This is a genomic window from Trichocoleus sp. FACHB-6, assembly GCF_014695815.1.
GTDB classification, from domain to species: Bacteria; Cyanobacteriota; Cyanobacteriia; order Cyanobacteriales; family FACHB-T130; genus Funiculus; species Funiculus sociatus.
Window position 1 is genome coordinate 23,694 of record NZ_JACJOY010000047.1, and the last position, 16,846, is coordinate 40,539.

The window sequence follows — 16,846 nt, forward strand, 5'->3', positions numbered from 1 at the left end:
AGAGGGAAATTCCCTCTTTTTTTATGGGAGTTTTTTGTGAATTTGGAGGGGCAAATGGTAACAATTCGCTGTAAGGATGTCACATTTGAGAATATCCAGGCTGTGATTTTTGACAAAGACGGCACCCTGGAAGATTCCGAGTCATTTTTAAGAAACCTTGGACAAAAGCGATCGCGTATCATTGATGCCCAAATTCCCGGTATTGGAGATCCCTTGTTGATGGCATTTGGCATCAATGGGGATAAACTCGATCCTACTGGGTTAATGGCTGTTGGCAGTTCCCTGGAAAATGAAATAGCCGCCGCCGCGTATATTGCTGAAACTGGACGGGGGTGGTTGGAGTCAAGAGCGATCGCTCGTCGCGCGTTTGAAGAATCCGACCAATTTCTCAAAGATGCTGCGCCTTCCCCTTTGTTTGTCGGTTCGCTGGAAGTGTTGCAATTTCTCTTCTTAGCTGGCTTAAAGTTAGGCATTCTCTCAGCTGCCACCACGTCACGAGTTAAAGCATTTGTCAAGCGACATCAGCTCAGCGATTACATCCAGCTAGAGATGGGAGGCGATGAAGATTACAGTAAACCAGATCCAGCGTTATTTTTGCAAGCTTGCCAGAGACTGGGAGTAGAACCGGGTGCGACTTTGATGGTGGGAGATTCTGCGGGTGATATCCAGATGGCGCGAGAAGCGGGTGCTGCGGGTTGTATTGGTATTTGTTGGGGAAAACCAGAGGCGGCGCATCTAGAAACAGCAGATGTAGCAATTTCGCAACTTGATGAAATTCAAATTGTAGGTAATAGCTAATCCAATCATGGCTAGTTGGGAAGAACCGCTATGAGCAATTAGCCATAATTGGATTAGTTATCAGACAATTCCCCGAAGCGATCGCGATAACGAGCAAGTAGGTTTTCCATTTCAGCAAGCTGTTGCTGCGCTTGTTCAGCGCGTTCCTCCGCCTCCTGTCGTCTTTGAGTTTCCTGCTGTAATGCCTGCGCTAGCTCATCGGGAATCAACAACTTTTCCCCAGTATCTTCTCGATAAAAACCGATAATTTTCCCTTCTACTGCTAAACGCAATTGTAAGGGTTCACTGCGATTATCTGTAATTGGCTCATAAATTTCGCCTCGCAAACGATAGCCGCGCAACTTTTCTTCTATCCATTCGCCTCTGGGGTCAAATTGCCAGTATTCTTTGACTTCCAACTGCTCGTATAAAGTTTTTTTCAAACTTTCATCTTGTTGTCTTGTTCCGGGGGAAGTTATCTCGAAAATTACAACTGGAACTTGACCTTCTTCCCATATTTTATAGTTATCTCGTCCCCCTGGTGCCACATCGAAAATCACCATCACATCGGGAGCTACTCGTAGTTTAGGAAAGCCTTGCGAATAGTAAAGAAACTGGTCTGCTAGCACAGTCGCTTGACGAAGAGCTAGATATTGTTTCAAAACTTCCAACGTGGTTAATATTGCGTACAGATGATCGTAGGTTTCTGCCAATGGTTCACCGTCTGAACTAGGGTAGAATATTTCTGCGGATTGGGTTTTGGGTAATATAGCTGTCATGGTCGCACCGTGAGGCATGATTAATTTATTTTAATTTACCAAAGCGTAAACGATTACCGTAATAGTATATTTTTTTCGGGGGCTTCCAGAAAAAAGTACGCGATCGCGTTCGCCGAAGCCCAACAAAGATACTGAATATTTACAGAATTAATAAGTTTCTATGTCGTGCTAAAAACGTGGGAAAATGTAATATAGTGCAGCTACATTCAAGTAACTGTGATAATTACCTTGTTACTAACAGGTTTTTTATTATTAGCAATGTTGAATACAGTACAAGCTCAATCTATAATCTCAGCCTTAGATGGCTCTAGGATGATTGTCACTCCAAATGGAAACACCATCGATATTACTGGCGGCATATTTTAAAAAATGGAGAGAATTTATTTCCCAGCTTTCAGGAATTTGGAAGATCACCAAATTAGATAAATACCCTTTTTAGAAAACCAAATATTGGCAACATTTTAGTAACCCGGCAACTTTGCTGCTTGAGCCTAAGAGTATTTTGTGTAAGCTGTGCAGTGTCAAGAGTTTTCATTCAGATGAGCGATATTGTGATCGCATCCAGAGTAGGGCAATATAATTCACAAGAAGTCGCCAGCGCGATCGCTGCTTTAATGAATTCTAGTGATGGCAACCTGAAAGTCGCCCTATCAGACAACGCTGGCACTAATGACCAAAAAATCAATCAATTGCAGTCCACAGTTGTTTGATAAAGATGAGTTCCAGCAACAGCTAACTACCTTGGTTTGCTTTTGGATTGGGGAAGAACATCTCCCACTGCTGAAATTGGGCGTGACAACCGTTGACGGGAAAACTGTAGGCATTGTTGAAGTAAAAAAATCTACTACTCCAGTCTTCATCAAAAATTCACAAAGCTAAGATTTTTTTTATATTTGGGAGAGAGAAGGCACTCGCGCCCTTAGCCCATCTGAAGCTGGGCCTTACATCCAGCTAAATTGCCAATTGTGAAAAAATCATAATTGAGGCAAATCTTCCAACAGTAATAGTCACCCTTAGAGCGATCGCGTCTAAATCAGGTTATGATCGCAGGTTAAAATAGCTGAACTTATCTCGCCAACTTCGTCAGCAACAGCCACTATCCCAGGGAGGAATTGCCGTTGTCTCGTCGCTACCTGTTTACCTCTGAATCTGTCACCGAAGGCCATCCTGATAAAATCTGCGATCAGATTTCCGACACCATTTTAGATGCGCTACTCGCTCAAGACCCCAAGAGTCGCGTCGCCGCTGAAGTCGTCGTCAACACTGGCTTAGTGCTAATTACTGGTGAAATCACCAGCAAAGCGCAAGTCAATTACGTTGATATTGCCCGGAAAAAAATTGCCGACATTGGCTACACCGATGCCGATAACGGCTTCTCTGCCAACAGTTGTGCAGTTTTAGTAGCTCTGGATGAACAATCTCCAGACATTGCCCAAGGCGTTACTACCGCCCAAGAAACCCGCGAAGAAGCAAGTGATGACCAATTAGATGCCATTGGTGCTGGTGACCAAGGCTTAATGTTTGGCTTCGCCTGCAACGAAACACCAGAACTGATGCCATTGCCCATCAGTCTTTCTCACCGTATTTCTCGCCGCCTTGCTGCGGTGCGAAAAACCGGACAGTTGCCTTACCTGCGTCCCGATGGCAAAACTCAAGTCACTGTCATCTACGAAGATGGCAAACCTGTAGGCATTGATACTATCCTGGTTTCCACCCAGCACACCGCCACCATTGGCGACATCACAGAACAAGATGCCGTCCAAGCCAAAATCAAAGAAGACCTTTGGAATACGGTGGTGCTACCCGTTTTTGCCGATATGGAAATCCAGCCAGACGAGGAAACTCGCTTTTTGGTCAATCCTACTGGCAAATTTGTCATCGGTGGCCCCCAGGGAGACTCTGGTCTGACTGGTCGTAAAATCATTGTTGACACCTACGGCGGCTACTCCCGTCACGGCGGCGGTGCTTTCTCTGGCAAAGATCCCACAAAAGTAGACCGTAGTGCAGCTTATGCTTGTCGCTATGCAGCTAAAAATATTGTGGCGGCAGGGTTAGCTGAAAAATGTGAAGTCCAGCTGAGTTATGCTATCGGGGTCGCTCGACCCGTGAGCATTATGGTGGAAACCTTCGGCACTGGGAAGGTGGACGATGACGTGTTGCTGGAATTGGTGAAACAGCATTTTGAACTGCGTCCAGCGGGAATTATCCAAAAATTCAGTTTGTGTCACCTTCCTGGTGAACGCGGCGGTCGTTTCTTCCAAGATGTTGCTGCTTACGGTCACTTTGGACGCACTGATTTAGACTTACCTTGGGAGCGCACCGATAAGGCTGCACTATTGAAGGAAGCAGTCAGTCAGCCGCTTTCGGCTTCTGTATAGTTGGAAATTTGGGATTTTAGATTTTGAGGAACCCTTCAAAATCTAAAATCTATCAAGTTGAGAAAAGGTAAAAGGTAGATTTGTTATTCAAATTTACTTTTTACCTTATTACTATTTAATTTCTCTATTTATAGTTACTCAAATGCAGGGATGGCAGCAACAGCTAAAGAAACTGAAAAAAGAAACCTACGCTATCTATTTAGCTTGTAAGGACACAAGAGTGCCTTGGTATGCGAGGTTGTTGGCTGGTTTCGTTGTTGCTTATGCCTTTAGCCCGATAGATTTGATTCCTGATTTTATCCCAATTATCGGATATCTTGACGATATTATTATCGTGCCAGTGGGAATTTGGCTGGTACTGAAAATGATTCCGCCGACGGTGATGGCTGAGTGTCGGGAAAAAGCAGCAGATGCGATCGCATCCGATAAACCCACAAATTGGAGCGTTGCTGTTATTATTGTGGCAATCTGGTTTTTGCTGGGGATTGCGATCGCGCTTTGGGTAGCACGCACCCTGAAAAGGTAAGAAGAATCCCACCCTCAACCCCCGATTGGTCAACGGGAAGGGGCTAAGATGTTTTTTTTAGCTAAAGCTTAGTAACGAATTTGCAGAGTGACGGCTGCTTGTACTTCCTGTTCACCACCTACAATTGGGGTATCTGCTAGTTTAGCAGGACTTGCTTGTGCATTCTCAGTTGCGATCGCTCGTTGCAATGGCAGAGGCGGATTTGCATCATTAATTTGAATGCTCACAATTTCTCGTTGGTTGAGATTTAAGGCAGCGAGAAGGGCATCAGCTTGCTTTCTGGCATCTTCAGCAGCTTCCTTGATGGCTTCTTGTTGTGCTTGAGCGATCGCGCTTTCTGAAGCTACTAAACTTATACCATTAATTTGGGTTGCACCCACCTTAACAGCGTCATCTAACAACGTCCCAGCTTTCTGAGTTTCAATCCGAAAGCTAACGTTATTAGTTCCCGAATATCCCTCTATCTTCTGCTGACCATTTTTATAACTATAAACTGGGTTGAGGCTGATACCAGTTGTTTCCAGCTTTTCCACTTCCTTGCGCGACTTCAGCAACGCCACCACCGCAGATGATTTTTCAGCTACCTGCTGTTGCACCTCCTGGGTAGTTTTACCCTGAACCTGAACGCCAAGACTTACTTTCGTCATGGTTGCGGGGATGTTAACATCTCCTTTTCCAGAGACGGTGAGGGTTCTCGGTAATTTATCCGCAGTCGGAACACCTTGACACGCACTTAGACTAACTACACCCAAAGTTAAAAAGACAATTTTTAACCGATTCCAGGCACTAGAGGAGAGAGAAAGTTTCATAATTAAGAACACAATTGATAGCGTGTTCCTAATCTGGCATTGAATCGGAGAGTAGTAGTTTAGGTTACATTTTTGGAAACTTAATAGTGCTGGGATTGAAAGCTTCGGTTCATCCCCTTCTAGCGGTTACGATATCGGTAACAGTAGCCATACCTATGTCGGAACGAGAGTATCCTGTTAAGTGCAAATATAAGCCTCGATGCTAGAACAACCAAGCCTGCTAACGCAACAATTTTATATTAGTCTGCGTTAACAGGCTTTGTTTGTTTACCAGTGACTTTAGTCGTCGGACATTTTTACTAGAATTGGATGTTTGTCATTGGTATGCCGAACATCTCCTCTAAAATTTTTTCTTGGATACTTTGACTCATACTAACTAAACAAGCTGGCCCCCGCAGAAAGTCTTTAATGGTAATTTTTTTATCCCGAAAGTTTTTGACAAAATCCCGAATTTCTTCGATAATTTGCATTTCTTGCTCTACCTGAGCCAGCATCTGTGCTAAGGGGTCAATTCCTGCTCGTGTCGCTTGCCGATATTCAGAAACAAGCGTTCCTTCTGGGGTACTTTTCACCAATCTCAATTCCATTTTGAGGTTTTCATATTGATTTTTTAAAATTAAGTTATGTTGTTCCAGACTTTGGCATTTTCGGCTCAAATCATCTTCACTTAAATTATCAAGACTCTCTCCCGCGTTATATTGCTGCTCAATCTCTAGCAGTCTCGCCAAATCCCCATCTTGGTAGGCTCTGTTAACTTCTTTCATAATTTCCGTGTGGCGCATCTGAGTTTCACTGTCAGCGACCTTATCTGGGTGAAAGATTTCTGCTAATTTCAAAAAGGTTTGCCGAATTTTTCTAGAGTCCTCAGTTCTGGCGGGTTCCTGTGGAACAGGGGTCTGATGTTGATGGTAGCTATCTGTATCGTCGCGGGAGTTATCTTCGCAATCGTGGGGTTCAAATAGTTCGTCTAATTCAGCATCATCTTCAGATTCGAGAGATTTTGAGCTAATTATCCCCGCCATCTGGAGATTGAGATAAACTTTCAGGATATCTTGCCGAGTTTGCACCCCGAACTTTCTGGTGCTGAGGATTTCATCGAACAGGGCATGAATTTCTTGCTCAATAGAGGTTAGCTTCTTGAATGCAGGAGTACCGCGATGAAAAATTTCAGTAGCCACTGAGCGCATCTGTTCAACAAAATTGTTCAGTTCGGTTCGTTTTCGCTTAATTTGCTTCAAGAGCCATTGATGCTCTTTCTCCAAAGCCTCAGTGCGAAAGTGGAGTTCCGAGAGCGCCAATATAGCGGTTGATGAAGGATTGGGGGTTTGCGGTGCTTGTTTTTTCCGTGGCATTAGACTCTAGGGAGTAGTCACAACTTTGTAGATTTTAACTGCCTATACCTGTCGGAAAAGGTGACAGAGAAATTTTGAAGCTAAGAAAAGCTGACAAAATCGATGATTGTGATTCTTGGGTGACAGCAGATTTAGCTTGATTGGCTAACGCTTCTGCAATGGGTTCGTAGCGAGCTTGTACGCTTGCCAATTTCAATCAGCGTCAGTAGCTTGTGACAAGCACTTATCCATCGGGAAACCTCTACCTATAATGGCGTGGAATCCGCTGTGTGTATGATTGTTGGTTCCGTTTGTACTGAGCGACAATAAGGATAGATTGAATGTGGAGAATCGGTTTTGTCCTTACCAACTGCGATCGCTAATTCCACGATTTCCAATGACGTTATTTTATCCGAGCCAAGCACTCACAAGGCGCGTTTGTGGATGCCAGAGCGAGTTATATTCACCCCTGCTGCTCTAGATGAACCTTGGGGACAGCAAATTTTATCACGAGTACGATCGCTCAATCTACCTGTGGAAGAACTTCCTCGCAACCGCCTCACCGGACTGCGGGGGGAAAATGAGCGCGAAACTTACGACATTTCTAAGCGCACCCTGGCAGTTGTAACCGCACCTCCAAGCAGCTTCAAACTCAGTCCCATCCCACCTTCTGCCGATTGGCAGTTCCACATTGCTGAGGGTTGTCCTGCCCATTGCCAATATTGTTATCTAGCAGGTAGCCTTAGCGGGCCACCCGTAATTCGAGTATTTGCCAACCTGCCGCAGATTTTAGATAACTTAGTTAGCTACGAACGTCCTTCTGAGGTGACAACGTTTGAGGTAAGTTGCTACACCGACCCGCTTGGCATTGAACATCTTACAGGTAGTTTAGCTGAGTGCATTCGCTACTTTGGTAATCGTGAAAATGCTCAGTTACGTTGGGTATCCAAGTTTGACGGTGTTTCTGAGTTACTTTCTTTGCCTCATAACGGTCGCACTCGTTGTCGAATCAGCGTGAATGCAGCTTTGATTTCCGGTAAATTTGAGGGCGGTACCGCATCTGTTAGTTCCCGGCTGCAAGCATTGCGACGATTAGCTTTGCCTCAATCTCAAGGAGGTGGAGGTTATCCGGTTGGTTTGGTGATTGCACCAATTATGCCAATTGAAGATTGGGAGTTGCACTACACTCGCTTGTTTGATGATATCAGCGCTGCTTTAGATTTCGACTGCGACTTGACGTTTGAGCTAATTTCTCACCGATTCACTCCCGGATCGAAGGAGGTGCTGATGCAGTGGTATCCTCATAACAAGCTGGATATGAATGAAGAAAACCGCAGTGTCAAGCGTAATAAATTTGGTGGGATTAAGTACGTTTATGACGCTGACACGATGAAGAAACTCCGCCGCTTTTTTGAAAGCCAGATTGCTGAGCGTTTTCCTGTTGCCAAGATTCTCTACTGGACATAAGCGGCTAAGGTATAGCAATCCTCTTTGATTTGTGAAGGCTACTTTTTTAAACGAACCTCTGAGGTAAAAGAGGACTCAGAGTAAGAGAAAAAAGAGAGTTCATAAATAAATTAGGATTGCAATAGAGGTGAAGCCTCTATTGAGGATAGCTAGGAAGCGAAAAGTATCGCTATTTACTACATAGTTCGTCAAAACAGGGATTAACTATTCTGATTTTCCAGCTAAGAGGCTTCTGAACCTTTCAAATTTCGCCGTTTTTTCGACAAATATTGCTGATGATATTCCTCTGCTAGGTAGAACTCGCCAGCTGGTTGAAGAAGCGTCACAATCTGCTTGTCATAGCTGCCCGATTGTTGTAACTTTTCCTTAGAAGCTGTGGCAGCTTTCTCTTGCTCTGGCCTATGGAAGAAAATCACAGAACGGTACTGCTCACCTCGGTCTGGCCCTTGTCGGTTGAGCTGGGTGGGATCATGACAATTCCAGAATACCTCCAACAGTTCCTCATAACTAACTTGCATTGGGTTATATTCAATCTGCACGGCTTCAGCATGACCCGTAACCCTGGCACACACGTCTAAATAGCAAGGGTTAGCCCAATGTCCCCCTGTATATCCCACAGATGTAGAGGAAACACCTTTAACGGCGCGAAAAGCGTCTTCTACTTTCCAAAAACAACCTGCTGCAAACGTGGCTTTTTCCATACTGCTTTTTTCTCTAGTTCAAAATAGTTGTAGCCTGATTAACTTTACCGCAGGCATGGAAATATTAATCAGGTAGAAATAATTAAACTAAACATCTAATGTTGGTTGAGTCTTTGGATCGAGATTTAACATTTTTGCCTACAAATCACTAGAGCCATCTAGTTAGCACTAAATTTTCTATCAATTTCGTTTGATAAAACTACTATAGCAATCCTATTTAAGTTGTGAACGAGTATTCGCCCTGGTGTAGGGACAGTGCCGTGTCCCTACAGGGTTTCACGAATCATTTAGGATTGCTATATTGATTCTGTAGAATGACCGTTGCCCTGCATAAAAGCTTTAAAATCGATGATAAAAGCTGGTAGAGAGGCTCCGTCATCGTGGATTAATCGAAATGTTTTCTCCTGGTAAGGCTCTTTTCTCAAAGGCTCCATCGTCAAAATGGCGTTTTTGTCTGTAGGTGGAAAGTTTCTCTTAACTGGGGATGCTCAAAGCGAAGTTCCTTGGCGTGCAGATGTAGCCGATTCGCCTCTGCACGGCATCCATAGAGGCGATCGCCCAAAATAGGCATCCCAAGTCCTTTGGCATCAGCAGCATGAACTCGGATCTGATGGGTGCGTCCTGTTAGTGGTATAAACTCCACCCTGGTGTATCCTTGCCTCGCCATCACCCGGAAATGAGTCAAGCTGGGTTTCCCTTGTTCATCGACTTTCTGATAGGGACGACGATTGGGATCTCCCCACAAGGGTAGTGCGATCGCGCCAGAGTCAGCCGTAACTAAACCGGAAAGTACAGCTTCATAAACCTTGTGAACCTGTCGCAGCTGAAACTGACAACTTAGTTGGCGATGGGTTTGGCGATTGCGTGCTAGTAGGAGAATACCAGAGGTTTCTTGATCCAACCGATGCGCGGCAGTAATCTCCATGCCATCAGGTAACAGATTACGCAACCGGGCTAAAACGCTGTCTTGGCGATCGCTATAACGCCCCGGTACCGATAGTAAATCTGGGGGTTTGTTCACCGCAATCAGCCATTCGTCTTCATAAATAATGGGTAGCGATCGCGTCAGCGTTGTCTCAATCGCTGATAACCTCAAGGGTGCAGCTACACAGACTAAATCTGCCGACCCAGGCTTGGATATTTGCCCGTCCGCGCCGGCGGGGTTAGTTTGTATAGCCGCATTATATGTGGGCATCTGAGGCAATCCTGACAGCAGAAACCCCATCAATGGCTGACAGCGTTCTAAACAAGCTCCGTAGAACTCTCCCTGGATTTTGTCTTGAGACGATCCCCACCAAAACTCCGCCATTGCCAGCGGTTTCAGCCCATGCGTTGCCGCATAATGCAGTAGCTTGGGGGCGCAACAGTCTCCTGTCCCGGTGGGCATAGAGCCTCCTGGCATCAATTGCTGCAACGATAAAGATTGCCCAGAAAAATTAGTCAGGCTGTAAGCAGCGTGCATCTGCGCCTGGAGTTGGCGGGACAGTTGTTTACGCTGTTGTTTCAGTTCCCTTAGACGCGCATCGGCTGTTTCAATTAACTGCTTCAGCGGCTGCAATGCTTGACTTTGCTGGCGTTTGAGTATTCGCCTCTCAATCCCCTCCCGACGGCTTTCTTCATCGAGTTGTTCAAGAGCAACAGTAAGGGCAACTCCTGTCAGCGTTTGGCAGAGTATCTGACGTTTTTCCTGTCGTTGGTGTTTGCAATCTCGATGGCGATCACTTAAGATTTGCAACTGCTGCTCCTGCTGGCGATACAGGGTTTCGTACTCTTGCCGTTCTTTGAGTTGCTTGAGGGTAATCAGTTCCTGCTTCATAGCGTCTAATTGAGCCAATGTGCGGGCTTCGGCTAATGCACACTCGTCTCGTCCGGGAATCGGCGGTACCCAGCCTTTAACTGCACTGCAACCATTCAGCAGTCCGGAGAATGCTTTGAGTATGCGTTGTTCGCCATTTGGTAGTTCAATTAGTAATATGCCGTACATTTTGCCTTCACGGGAATAACTCTCATCCCTGGCAAGGTGTTGCATTAAACTTCTAGCGATCGCTTCCGACATCGGGGTGCGCGGTAGCCTCAGCAACTCGCCATGAGGACAATGCCCTTCATACCAATAACTAGGAGATGAGTTAGCGATCGCATAGTTGCCATCGATGAAATCTGAAAGCGTGTGCAGAACCACCATAAATAGTAATCGGATGGAAATTTATCCAATATGAATTGAACCAAGCCCTGATAATTCCATTCTGAGGCTATTGCATTCCAAGTCCGCCTGCCTTGGCTAACCCAAAATCAAAGGTTTTGTAACCTGCGTAGGCAGGTTTCGTTTGTGTAGTTACGGTTTCAACCGCCTATTGCTAATTAACTTTTTTGATCTAAGCGAATTGCTTGTTCTAAAGCTGCTTTCTCTTTAGCTTTTTGGATATAAGGCTCAAGCTGACGATTTTCCCAACCTGTTAGAATTTGCATATCTTCTAAATTCATTCCCCGCATTAACATTTCGACGCACCAGGTTTGCTGAACTTGCTCAATAGTAGGCGATCGCCCTTCTGGTGCAATCAAGTCAGTTGTTAATTCCTGCCACAGTTGGCGAACTTCGGCTTCAGTTAAAGGCTGTTGGGCGGCATTGATAAACAAGGCAGAGTCTGTATCTTTGCGACTTCTCAACCATTGTGTTAGCGGATTTTTCTGATATGTTCCATAGCGCTTCCCCATAATCCACTGATTGACGGGAACTTGGCGAATCAACCCTTTAGTAATTTGTAAAAACTGTTGATCGCGATCGCTAATATAATGCGATCGCTCTAACTGAGTAATCTCTGCTGGAGTCAATCCGGCACCGAACAGTACGTAAACTAAAGCATACTCCTGCAAACCCTGCTTTTTAGCCTTTTGCAGAATGCTATGAACCAGTCGGGCAGGCAAATCTGCAATCTTATTAGTTGCTAAAGATGCCAGTTGAATTGCATGAGAAAGAGTGACCGGGTTCGGCGAAACTGCACCTTGAAGAAACAGAGTCACAAGATTTTCTAAAAAATCCTCCCTGTCTTGCCAAAGGTCGTGAAATTCGCTGGTGAACTCAATCACGGCATATCCTAACAACATACCATTGAGCAAACTGGCAAGTTTTTCGGCGGGCAGGTGCGCCTGCAATTGCCCGCCATCAATAACGGCTTTGAGGTATTCCGCCACATAGCGATTAGCTTGGGTAAAGCCGCGTCCCAATGCCTCGCGGTTCTCGGCTGGGTACTGTCCGGCTTCACCCACGACCGAACGCACCATTTCTGGCACTCGTTCTAGCGCCTGCAAGCAAGCATCGGCATACTCTTTGAGCGCTTGTTCTAGGCTACTGGCTTGATCCGCCTGCTGCACCAGCGTTTGACCTAACTGGGCAAATACCGCAGCTTCCTGAATTACGGCTAACAGCAGCCCGTGTTTATTGCCAAAGTGACGAAACAGGGTTACTTCATTGACATCTGCTAATTCTGCAATCTGTTTGGTAGTCGTTTCCGTCACGCCTTGGGCGGCAAATAGCTTTAATGCGGCATCGATTAAACGTTGCCGGGTGGGATTTCGCGGAGTTGACATAAATACAATGCAAGCGTTACTTGCACAAACTGCAAAAAGTTGTTAAAGTAATGTAAGTAGCACTTGCATCTCTTCTTTCTACTGTAACTTGCTGACCCGGCAAGTGTACAGCCAGTGAAGAGAGCAAATCAGAAATCAGCGCTGTACTCAATGGTGCTGATGGATTTTAGTCACCTTTGAGGATTTTCATGATTTCTAATACGGAAACGGCCCCCAACAGGGGTGAATATGGCACCCTGTCTTGGATAAATGTGGCGTTCTTCGGTGCATTTCATGCACTTGCATTATTAGCACCTTGGTTCTTTTCCTGGTCGGCGCTGGCCGTAGCGATTTTTTTACACTGGCTGTTCGGTAGCATTGGCATTTGTTTGGGTTATCACCGATTGCTAACGCACCGCAGCTTGCAGGTGCCAAAACCTCTGGAGTATGCAATTACTTTCATCGGATCGTTAGCACTCCAAGGCGGGCCGATCTTTTGGGTGGCTGGACACCGGATGCACCACCTACACACAGAGGATGTGGACAAAGATCCTTACTCTGCGCGACGAGGATTTTGGTGGAGTCATATGCTGTGGTTGTTTTATCCCCAAGGAGAAACTTTCGACTATGAATCTTACAAGCGCTTAGCTCCAGATTTAGATCGCGATCCCTTTTACCGTTGGCTGAACAAGAACTTTTTGCTGCTTCAGCTGCCGTTGGGACTTTTACTTTACCTGCTTGGCGGTTGGTCGTTTGTAATTTATGGCATATTTGTGCGAGCAGTTTTACTGTGGCACAGCACTTGGTTGATTAATTCGGCAACCCACATGACAGGCTACCGCACATTCACCTCTGAGGACAATTCCCGTAATCTTTGGTGGGCAGCATTGCTTACCTACGGCGAAGGATGGCACAATAATCACCATGCTTATCCGAATGTGGCGAAGGCAGGATGGCAGTGGTGGGAAATCGACATGACTTGGTGGGCGATTACAATCCTGAAAAAGCTGGGTTTGGCACAACGAGTAGTGATGCCACCAGAAGGATAATCTGAAAAGCTAAGAAGTTTTTCTCTTGAGCGATCGCACTCTCTGTCACCACAATATCAGTGAGAAGCGATCGCGCCTGCTTAACTATCCCATTAATTGAACATTTTTATTCTGAGTGGGGCTAGGCGGCTCAAACTTGTAGCCAAAACCCCGGACGGTATGAATAAATATCGGCTTACTAATATTTGGTTCCAGCTTCCGGCGAATTTGACCGATGTGAACGTCAACAACCCGTTCATCTGCGACAAATTCATGACCCCAAACGTCTCTAATCAGATCCTTGCGACTCAACGCCTGCTTGGAATGCTTCGCTAAAAAATGCAGCAGATCAAATTCCAAGGCGGTTAACGATACAATTTGATTGTCAAACGTTACCTCACGGCTCACCGGGTCAATCACCAATTTCTCAAACACGAAACGCTTCCGTTCCTCAGGATGGACTGGAGGCTGGAGGAAACGCAAAAGAGCCTGCACTTGTTTTTCTAGTAGTCGCAGATGGAAAGGCTTGGTAACATAGGCATCAGCCCACTCTAATCCTGTAACTTGGTGTTCTACATCCGCCAGTCCGGTCAGCAGCATGACAAGAGTACCCGTGCGGCTTTTTTTCATTTGCTGACAAACCTCATAGCCGATAATGTCAGGCAAAATTACATCTAGAATTACCAAATCAGGTTGGAATTGTTCAAACCTTGCCAAAGCAGTCTTACCGTCTCCAGCGGATTCCATTAAATAATTTTGCTGACCTAAAAAGCGATAAACTAAATTCCGAATAGCAGGATCGTCATCAACCACAAGAATCTTTTTGGGAGCTATGCCTGAATCATGGGGTCTAGGCTGATTAAAATCTTCGACCATTACACTTCCCTCCTCTACTGCTACAAGTTTAGTGCCGATAACGTTGCTATTTTGGTGTGTATAGCCTATTGCACCCCGACAAACTAGAAAAGTAAATCGTTCTTAACCGAGTTTAGATACGATAGTGTAGCCTTGCCAATAGCGACTCTACCCGTCTGCTGAAAAGGCGCACTTGCGATCGCATCCCTCCAGTCTAACTATGACTACCACTACTAACTTCCTTAGCCACCTCAACCCCAGTCAACGCCTCGCCGTCGAACATTACGAAGGCCCCTTGCTTGTCGTTGCTGGCGCAGGGAGCGGCAAAACACGAGCGCTAACTTATCGAATTGCTAATCTAATTTTGCAGCACGGGGTAGATCCGGAAAATATCCTGGCGGTGACTTTTACCAATAAAGCCGCACGGGAAATGAAGGAACGGATGGAAAAGCTGTTCGCCGCGCAGTTAGCGGAGAAGCAATACGGTAAGCCGTTGTCAGCGTTACCTGCGGATGAACAAACCCGGTTGCGATCGCGTGTTTACAAACTTTACATCAAAGATTTGTGGATTGGTACCTTTCACAGTCTTTTTTCCCGAATTCTCCGCTTTGATATTGAGAAATATCAGGATGAGAAAGGACGCAAGTGGACGCGAAACTTTTCTATTTTTGACGATTCCGATTCTCAAAGTTTGGTAAAAGAGATTGTCACCAAACAACTAAACTTGGATGAGAAAAAGTTTGAACCGCGTTCGGTGCGCTATACCATCAGCAACGCCAAAAATCAGGGGTTTTCCCCTCAAGAGTTTGCCGCTGAACAACCGAATTTTCGCGGGCGGACGATTGCTCAAGTTTATAGTCTCTACCAAGATAAACTTGCAGAAAATAACGCCCTAGATTTTGACGATTTGATTATGGTTCCAGTCAAATTGTTTGAGCAAAACGAGCAAGTATTGGGTTACTGGCACCGCAAGTTTCATCATATTCTAGTAGATGAATATCAAGATACTAACCGAATTCAGTACGATTTGATTCGGTTGTTAGTGACAGATGGAAAGACAGAAAAAAGCGAATGGAGTTGGCGCGATCGCTCGGTTTTTGTAGTTGGCGATGCGGATCAATCCATTTATAGTTTCCGCATGGCAGATTTCACAATTCTGCTGGAATTTCAGGATAACTTTGGCGACGGCTTGCCAGATGACGACACCCGGACAATGGTAAAACTGGAAGAAAACTATCGTTCCAGAGAAAATATTCTGCAAGCGGCTAATCAACTGATTGAAAATAATACTCAGCGCATTGACAAAGTGTTGAAAGCAACACGTGGCGCTGGCGAACTTATTTTTTGTTACAAAGGCGACAATGAAATTGCCGAAGCCGAATTTGTCGTTACTCAAATTCGCCATCTAGAACACCAAAATCCCGAATTAAATTGGGGTAGCTTTGCCATACTTTATCGCACCAACGCTCAATCTCGCGCTTTTGAAGAATGCTTGGTGCGCGGCGGTGTACCTTATACAATAGTCGGTGGTTTGAAGTTCTACGACCGGAAAGAAATTAAAGATGCAGTTGCATATTTGCGGCTAATTGTCAACCCTGCGGATACAGTTAGTTTGCAGCGAGTGATTAATACACCACGACGGGGGATAGGCAAAGCTACATTAGATGCGATCTCAGGCGTTTCCCAAGAGTTAGGCGTGTCGATGTGGGAAATCCTCAAGGATGAGACTTCAGTTAACACATTAGCTGGACGTGCTGCCAAAGCGATCGCACGTTTTGTCGAAATGATTTGCCACTGGCAGAACCAACTAGAAATCCTACCAGCATCTGAAATTGTTCAGGGAATAATGGAAGATTCTGGTTATATTCAGGATTTGAAAACCCAAGGCACCGATGAAGCGCAAAACCGATTAGAAAACGTCCAAGAACTTTTCAACGCGGTGCAACAATTTGAACAAGAAAATGAAGACACAAAATTAGAAAGTTTCCTCCAAAATGCTTCCTTATCTTCTGACTTAGATGATTTGAAAGAAGGAGAATCGCGCCTTTCTATGATGACATTGCACTCTGCCAAAGGGCTAGAATTCCCAGTAGTTTTTTTAGTAGGAATGGAACAGGGATTACTACCCCATACGCGCACCTTAAACGACCCAGCGCAACTAGAAGAAGAACGACGTTTGTGTTATGTCGGCATCACCCGCGCTCAAGAAAGATTGTATCTCACCCATGCCAGCGAACGTCGGCTATGGGGTTCCCGCGAACCTGCTGTTAGTTCGCAATTTCTCAAAGAGTTGCCCAAAGAATTACTAAGTGGAATAACAAAAGTTAATCGCACAACCGCACCGGCAAAATCCCAAACGCCGACAACCAATGGTAATCATAATTGGAAAGTAGGCGATCGCGTTCTTCACTCAGCCTTTGGCGTTGGTAACATCACCCACATTTTCGGACAAGGAAACAAAATCTCTGTAGCAATCAAATTCCCAAGCGTCGGGCAAAAAATCATCGATCCCAAAATTGCCAAACTGCAAAGAGTCGAGTAGCTATAGCAATTCAAGGGTTGGGTGCAATACATTTGTAGGGACATGGCATTGCCATGTCTTTACCAACGTTGCGAAAACAAAACAACTGC

The 16,846-nt window shown here is 45.3% G+C and carries 16 protein-coding genes; 8 read left to right on the forward strand and 8 right to left on the reverse strand.

Going from position 1 to position 16,846, the window contains the following annotated elements; genetic code table 11:
• Nucleotides 1–54: 54 nt before the first annotated feature.
• Nucleotides 55–798 (forward strand): HAD family hydrolase, encoded by a 744-nt coding sequence (locus H6F66_RS08680; RefSeq protein ID WP_190420262.1) that lies wholly within the window; start codon nucleotides 55–57, stop codon nucleotides 796–798.
• 53 nt (nucleotides 799–851) lie between these two features.
• Here H6F66_RS08680 and H6F66_RS08685 read toward each other — a convergent pair whose 3' ends face one another.
• The gene (locus H6F66_RS08685) at nucleotides 852–1,556 is read right to left on the reverse strand and encodes a Uma2 family endonuclease (protein ID WP_190420310.1); all 705 of its coding nucleotides are present in this window, start codon (nucleotides 1,554–1,556) and stop codon (nucleotides 852–854) included.
• A 539-nt stretch (nucleotides 1,557–2,095) separates the two neighbouring features.
• Between H6F66_RS08685 and H6F66_RS08690 the strand changes: the two genes are divergently transcribed.
• The 4 genes from H6F66_RS08690 (at nucleotide 2,096) to H6F66_RS08705 (ending at nucleotide 4,460) form a co-directional block, all read left to right on the forward strand.
• Nucleotides 2,096–2,266, forward strand: coding sequence for a hypothetical protein (locus tag H6F66_RS08690; RefSeq protein ID WP_190420264.1), 171 nt, complete (start codon nucleotides 2,096–2,098; stop codon nucleotides 2,264–2,266).
• Nucleotides 2,226–2,435: a hypothetical protein gene (locus H6F66_RS08695; RefSeq protein WP_190420266.1), complete on the forward strand. Its 210-nt coding sequence runs from the start codon at nucleotides 2,226–2,228 to the stop codon at nucleotides 2,433–2,435. The genes H6F66_RS08690 and H6F66_RS08695 overlap by 41 nt, the downstream gene beginning before the upstream one ends.
• Before the next feature lie 239 nt (nucleotides 2,436–2,674).
• The gene (gene metK, locus H6F66_RS08700; RefSeq protein WP_190420268.1) at nucleotides 2,675–3,934 is read left to right on the forward strand and encodes a methionine adenosyltransferase; all 1,260 of its coding nucleotides are present in this window, start codon (nucleotides 2,675–2,677) and stop codon (nucleotides 3,932–3,934) included.
• A gap of 142 nt (nucleotides 3,935–4,076) precedes the next feature.
• A complete protein-coding gene (locus tag H6F66_RS08705) occupies nucleotides 4,077–4,460 on the forward strand; it encodes a YkvA family protein (protein WP_190420270.1) in 384 nt (127 codons plus the stop codon).
• 68 nt (nucleotides 4,461–4,528) lie between these two features.
• Here H6F66_RS08705 and H6F66_RS08710 read toward each other — a convergent pair whose 3' ends face one another.
• The 3 genes from H6F66_RS08710 to H6F66_RS08720 all read right to left on the reverse strand — a co-directional run bounded on the left by H6F66_RS08710 (nucleotide 4,529) and on the right by H6F66_RS08720 (nucleotide 6,811).
• On the reverse strand, nucleotides 4,529–5,269 hold the full coding sequence (locus H6F66_RS08710; protein WP_190420272.1) for an SIMPL domain-containing protein: 741 nt from the start codon (nucleotides 5,267–5,269) through the stop codon (nucleotides 4,529–4,531).
• Nucleotides 5,270–5,568: 299 nt separating this feature from the next.
• Nucleotides 5,569–6,621, reverse strand: coding sequence for a J domain-containing protein (locus H6F66_RS08715; protein ID WP_190420274.1), 1,053 nt, complete (start codon nucleotides 6,619–6,621; stop codon nucleotides 5,569–5,571).
• A 34-nt stretch (nucleotides 6,622–6,655) separates the two neighbouring features.
• Nucleotides 6,656–6,811, reverse strand: a complete 156-nt coding sequence (locus H6F66_RS08720; RefSeq protein WP_190420276.1) for a hypothetical protein — start codon at nucleotides 6,809–6,811, stop codon at nucleotides 6,656–6,658.
• A gap of 233 nt (nucleotides 6,812–7,044) precedes the next feature.
• Between H6F66_RS08720 and H6F66_RS08725 the strand changes: the two genes are divergently transcribed.
• Entirely contained in the window at nucleotides 7,045–8,067 is a 1,023-nt protein-coding gene (locus H6F66_RS08725) for a spore photoproduct lyase family protein (protein WP_190420312.1), read from the forward strand.
• Nucleotides 8,068–8,288: 221 nt separating this feature from the next.
• Here H6F66_RS08725 and msrA read toward each other — a convergent pair whose 3' ends face one another.
• The 3 genes from msrA to H6F66_RS08740 form a co-directional block, all read right to left on the reverse strand.
• Nucleotides 8,289–8,768, reverse strand: coding sequence for a peptide-methionine (S)-S-oxide reductase MsrA (msrA, locus tag H6F66_RS08730; RefSeq protein WP_190420278.1), 480 nt, complete (start codon nucleotides 8,766–8,768; stop codon nucleotides 8,289–8,291).
• 436 nt (nucleotides 8,769–9,204) lie between these two features.
• Entirely contained in the window at nucleotides 9,205–10,950 is a 1,746-nt protein-coding gene (locus H6F66_RS08735) for a pseudouridine synthase (RefSeq protein ID WP_190420280.1), read from the reverse strand.
• Nucleotides 10,951–11,126: 176 nt separating this feature from the next.
• Nucleotides 11,127–12,353: a TetR/AcrR family transcriptional regulator gene (locus H6F66_RS08740; protein ID WP_190420282.1), complete on the reverse strand. Its 1,227-nt coding sequence runs from the start codon at nucleotides 12,351–12,353 to the stop codon at nucleotides 11,127–11,129.
• Between the two features lie 188 nt (nucleotides 12,354–12,541).
• On the opposite strand from H6F66_RS08740, the gene H6F66_RS08745 reads away from it, so the two are divergent.
• Nucleotides 12,542–13,381, forward strand: coding sequence for a fatty acid desaturase (locus H6F66_RS08745; RefSeq protein WP_190420284.1), 840 nt, complete (start codon nucleotides 12,542–12,544; stop codon nucleotides 13,379–13,381).
• An 84-nt stretch (nucleotides 13,382–13,465) separates the two neighbouring features.
• On the opposite strand, the gene H6F66_RS08750 is transcribed toward H6F66_RS08745, so the two are convergent.
• Nucleotides 13,466–14,194, reverse strand: coding sequence for a winged helix-turn-helix domain-containing protein (locus H6F66_RS08750; RefSeq protein ID WP_190420314.1), 729 nt, complete (start codon nucleotides 14,192–14,194; stop codon nucleotides 13,466–13,468).
• Nucleotides 14,195–14,435: 241 nt separating this feature from the next.
• On the opposite strand from H6F66_RS08750, the gene pcrA reads away from it, so the two are divergent.
• Nucleotides 14,436–16,757 carry a DNA helicase PcrA gene (gene pcrA, locus H6F66_RS08755; RefSeq protein WP_190420286.1) on the forward strand — a complete coding sequence of 774 codons (2,322 nt, stop codon included), beginning with the start codon at nucleotides 14,436–14,438 and terminating at the stop codon, nucleotides 16,755–16,757.
• The last annotated feature ends 89 nt before the right edge of the window (nucleotides 16,758–16,846 follow it).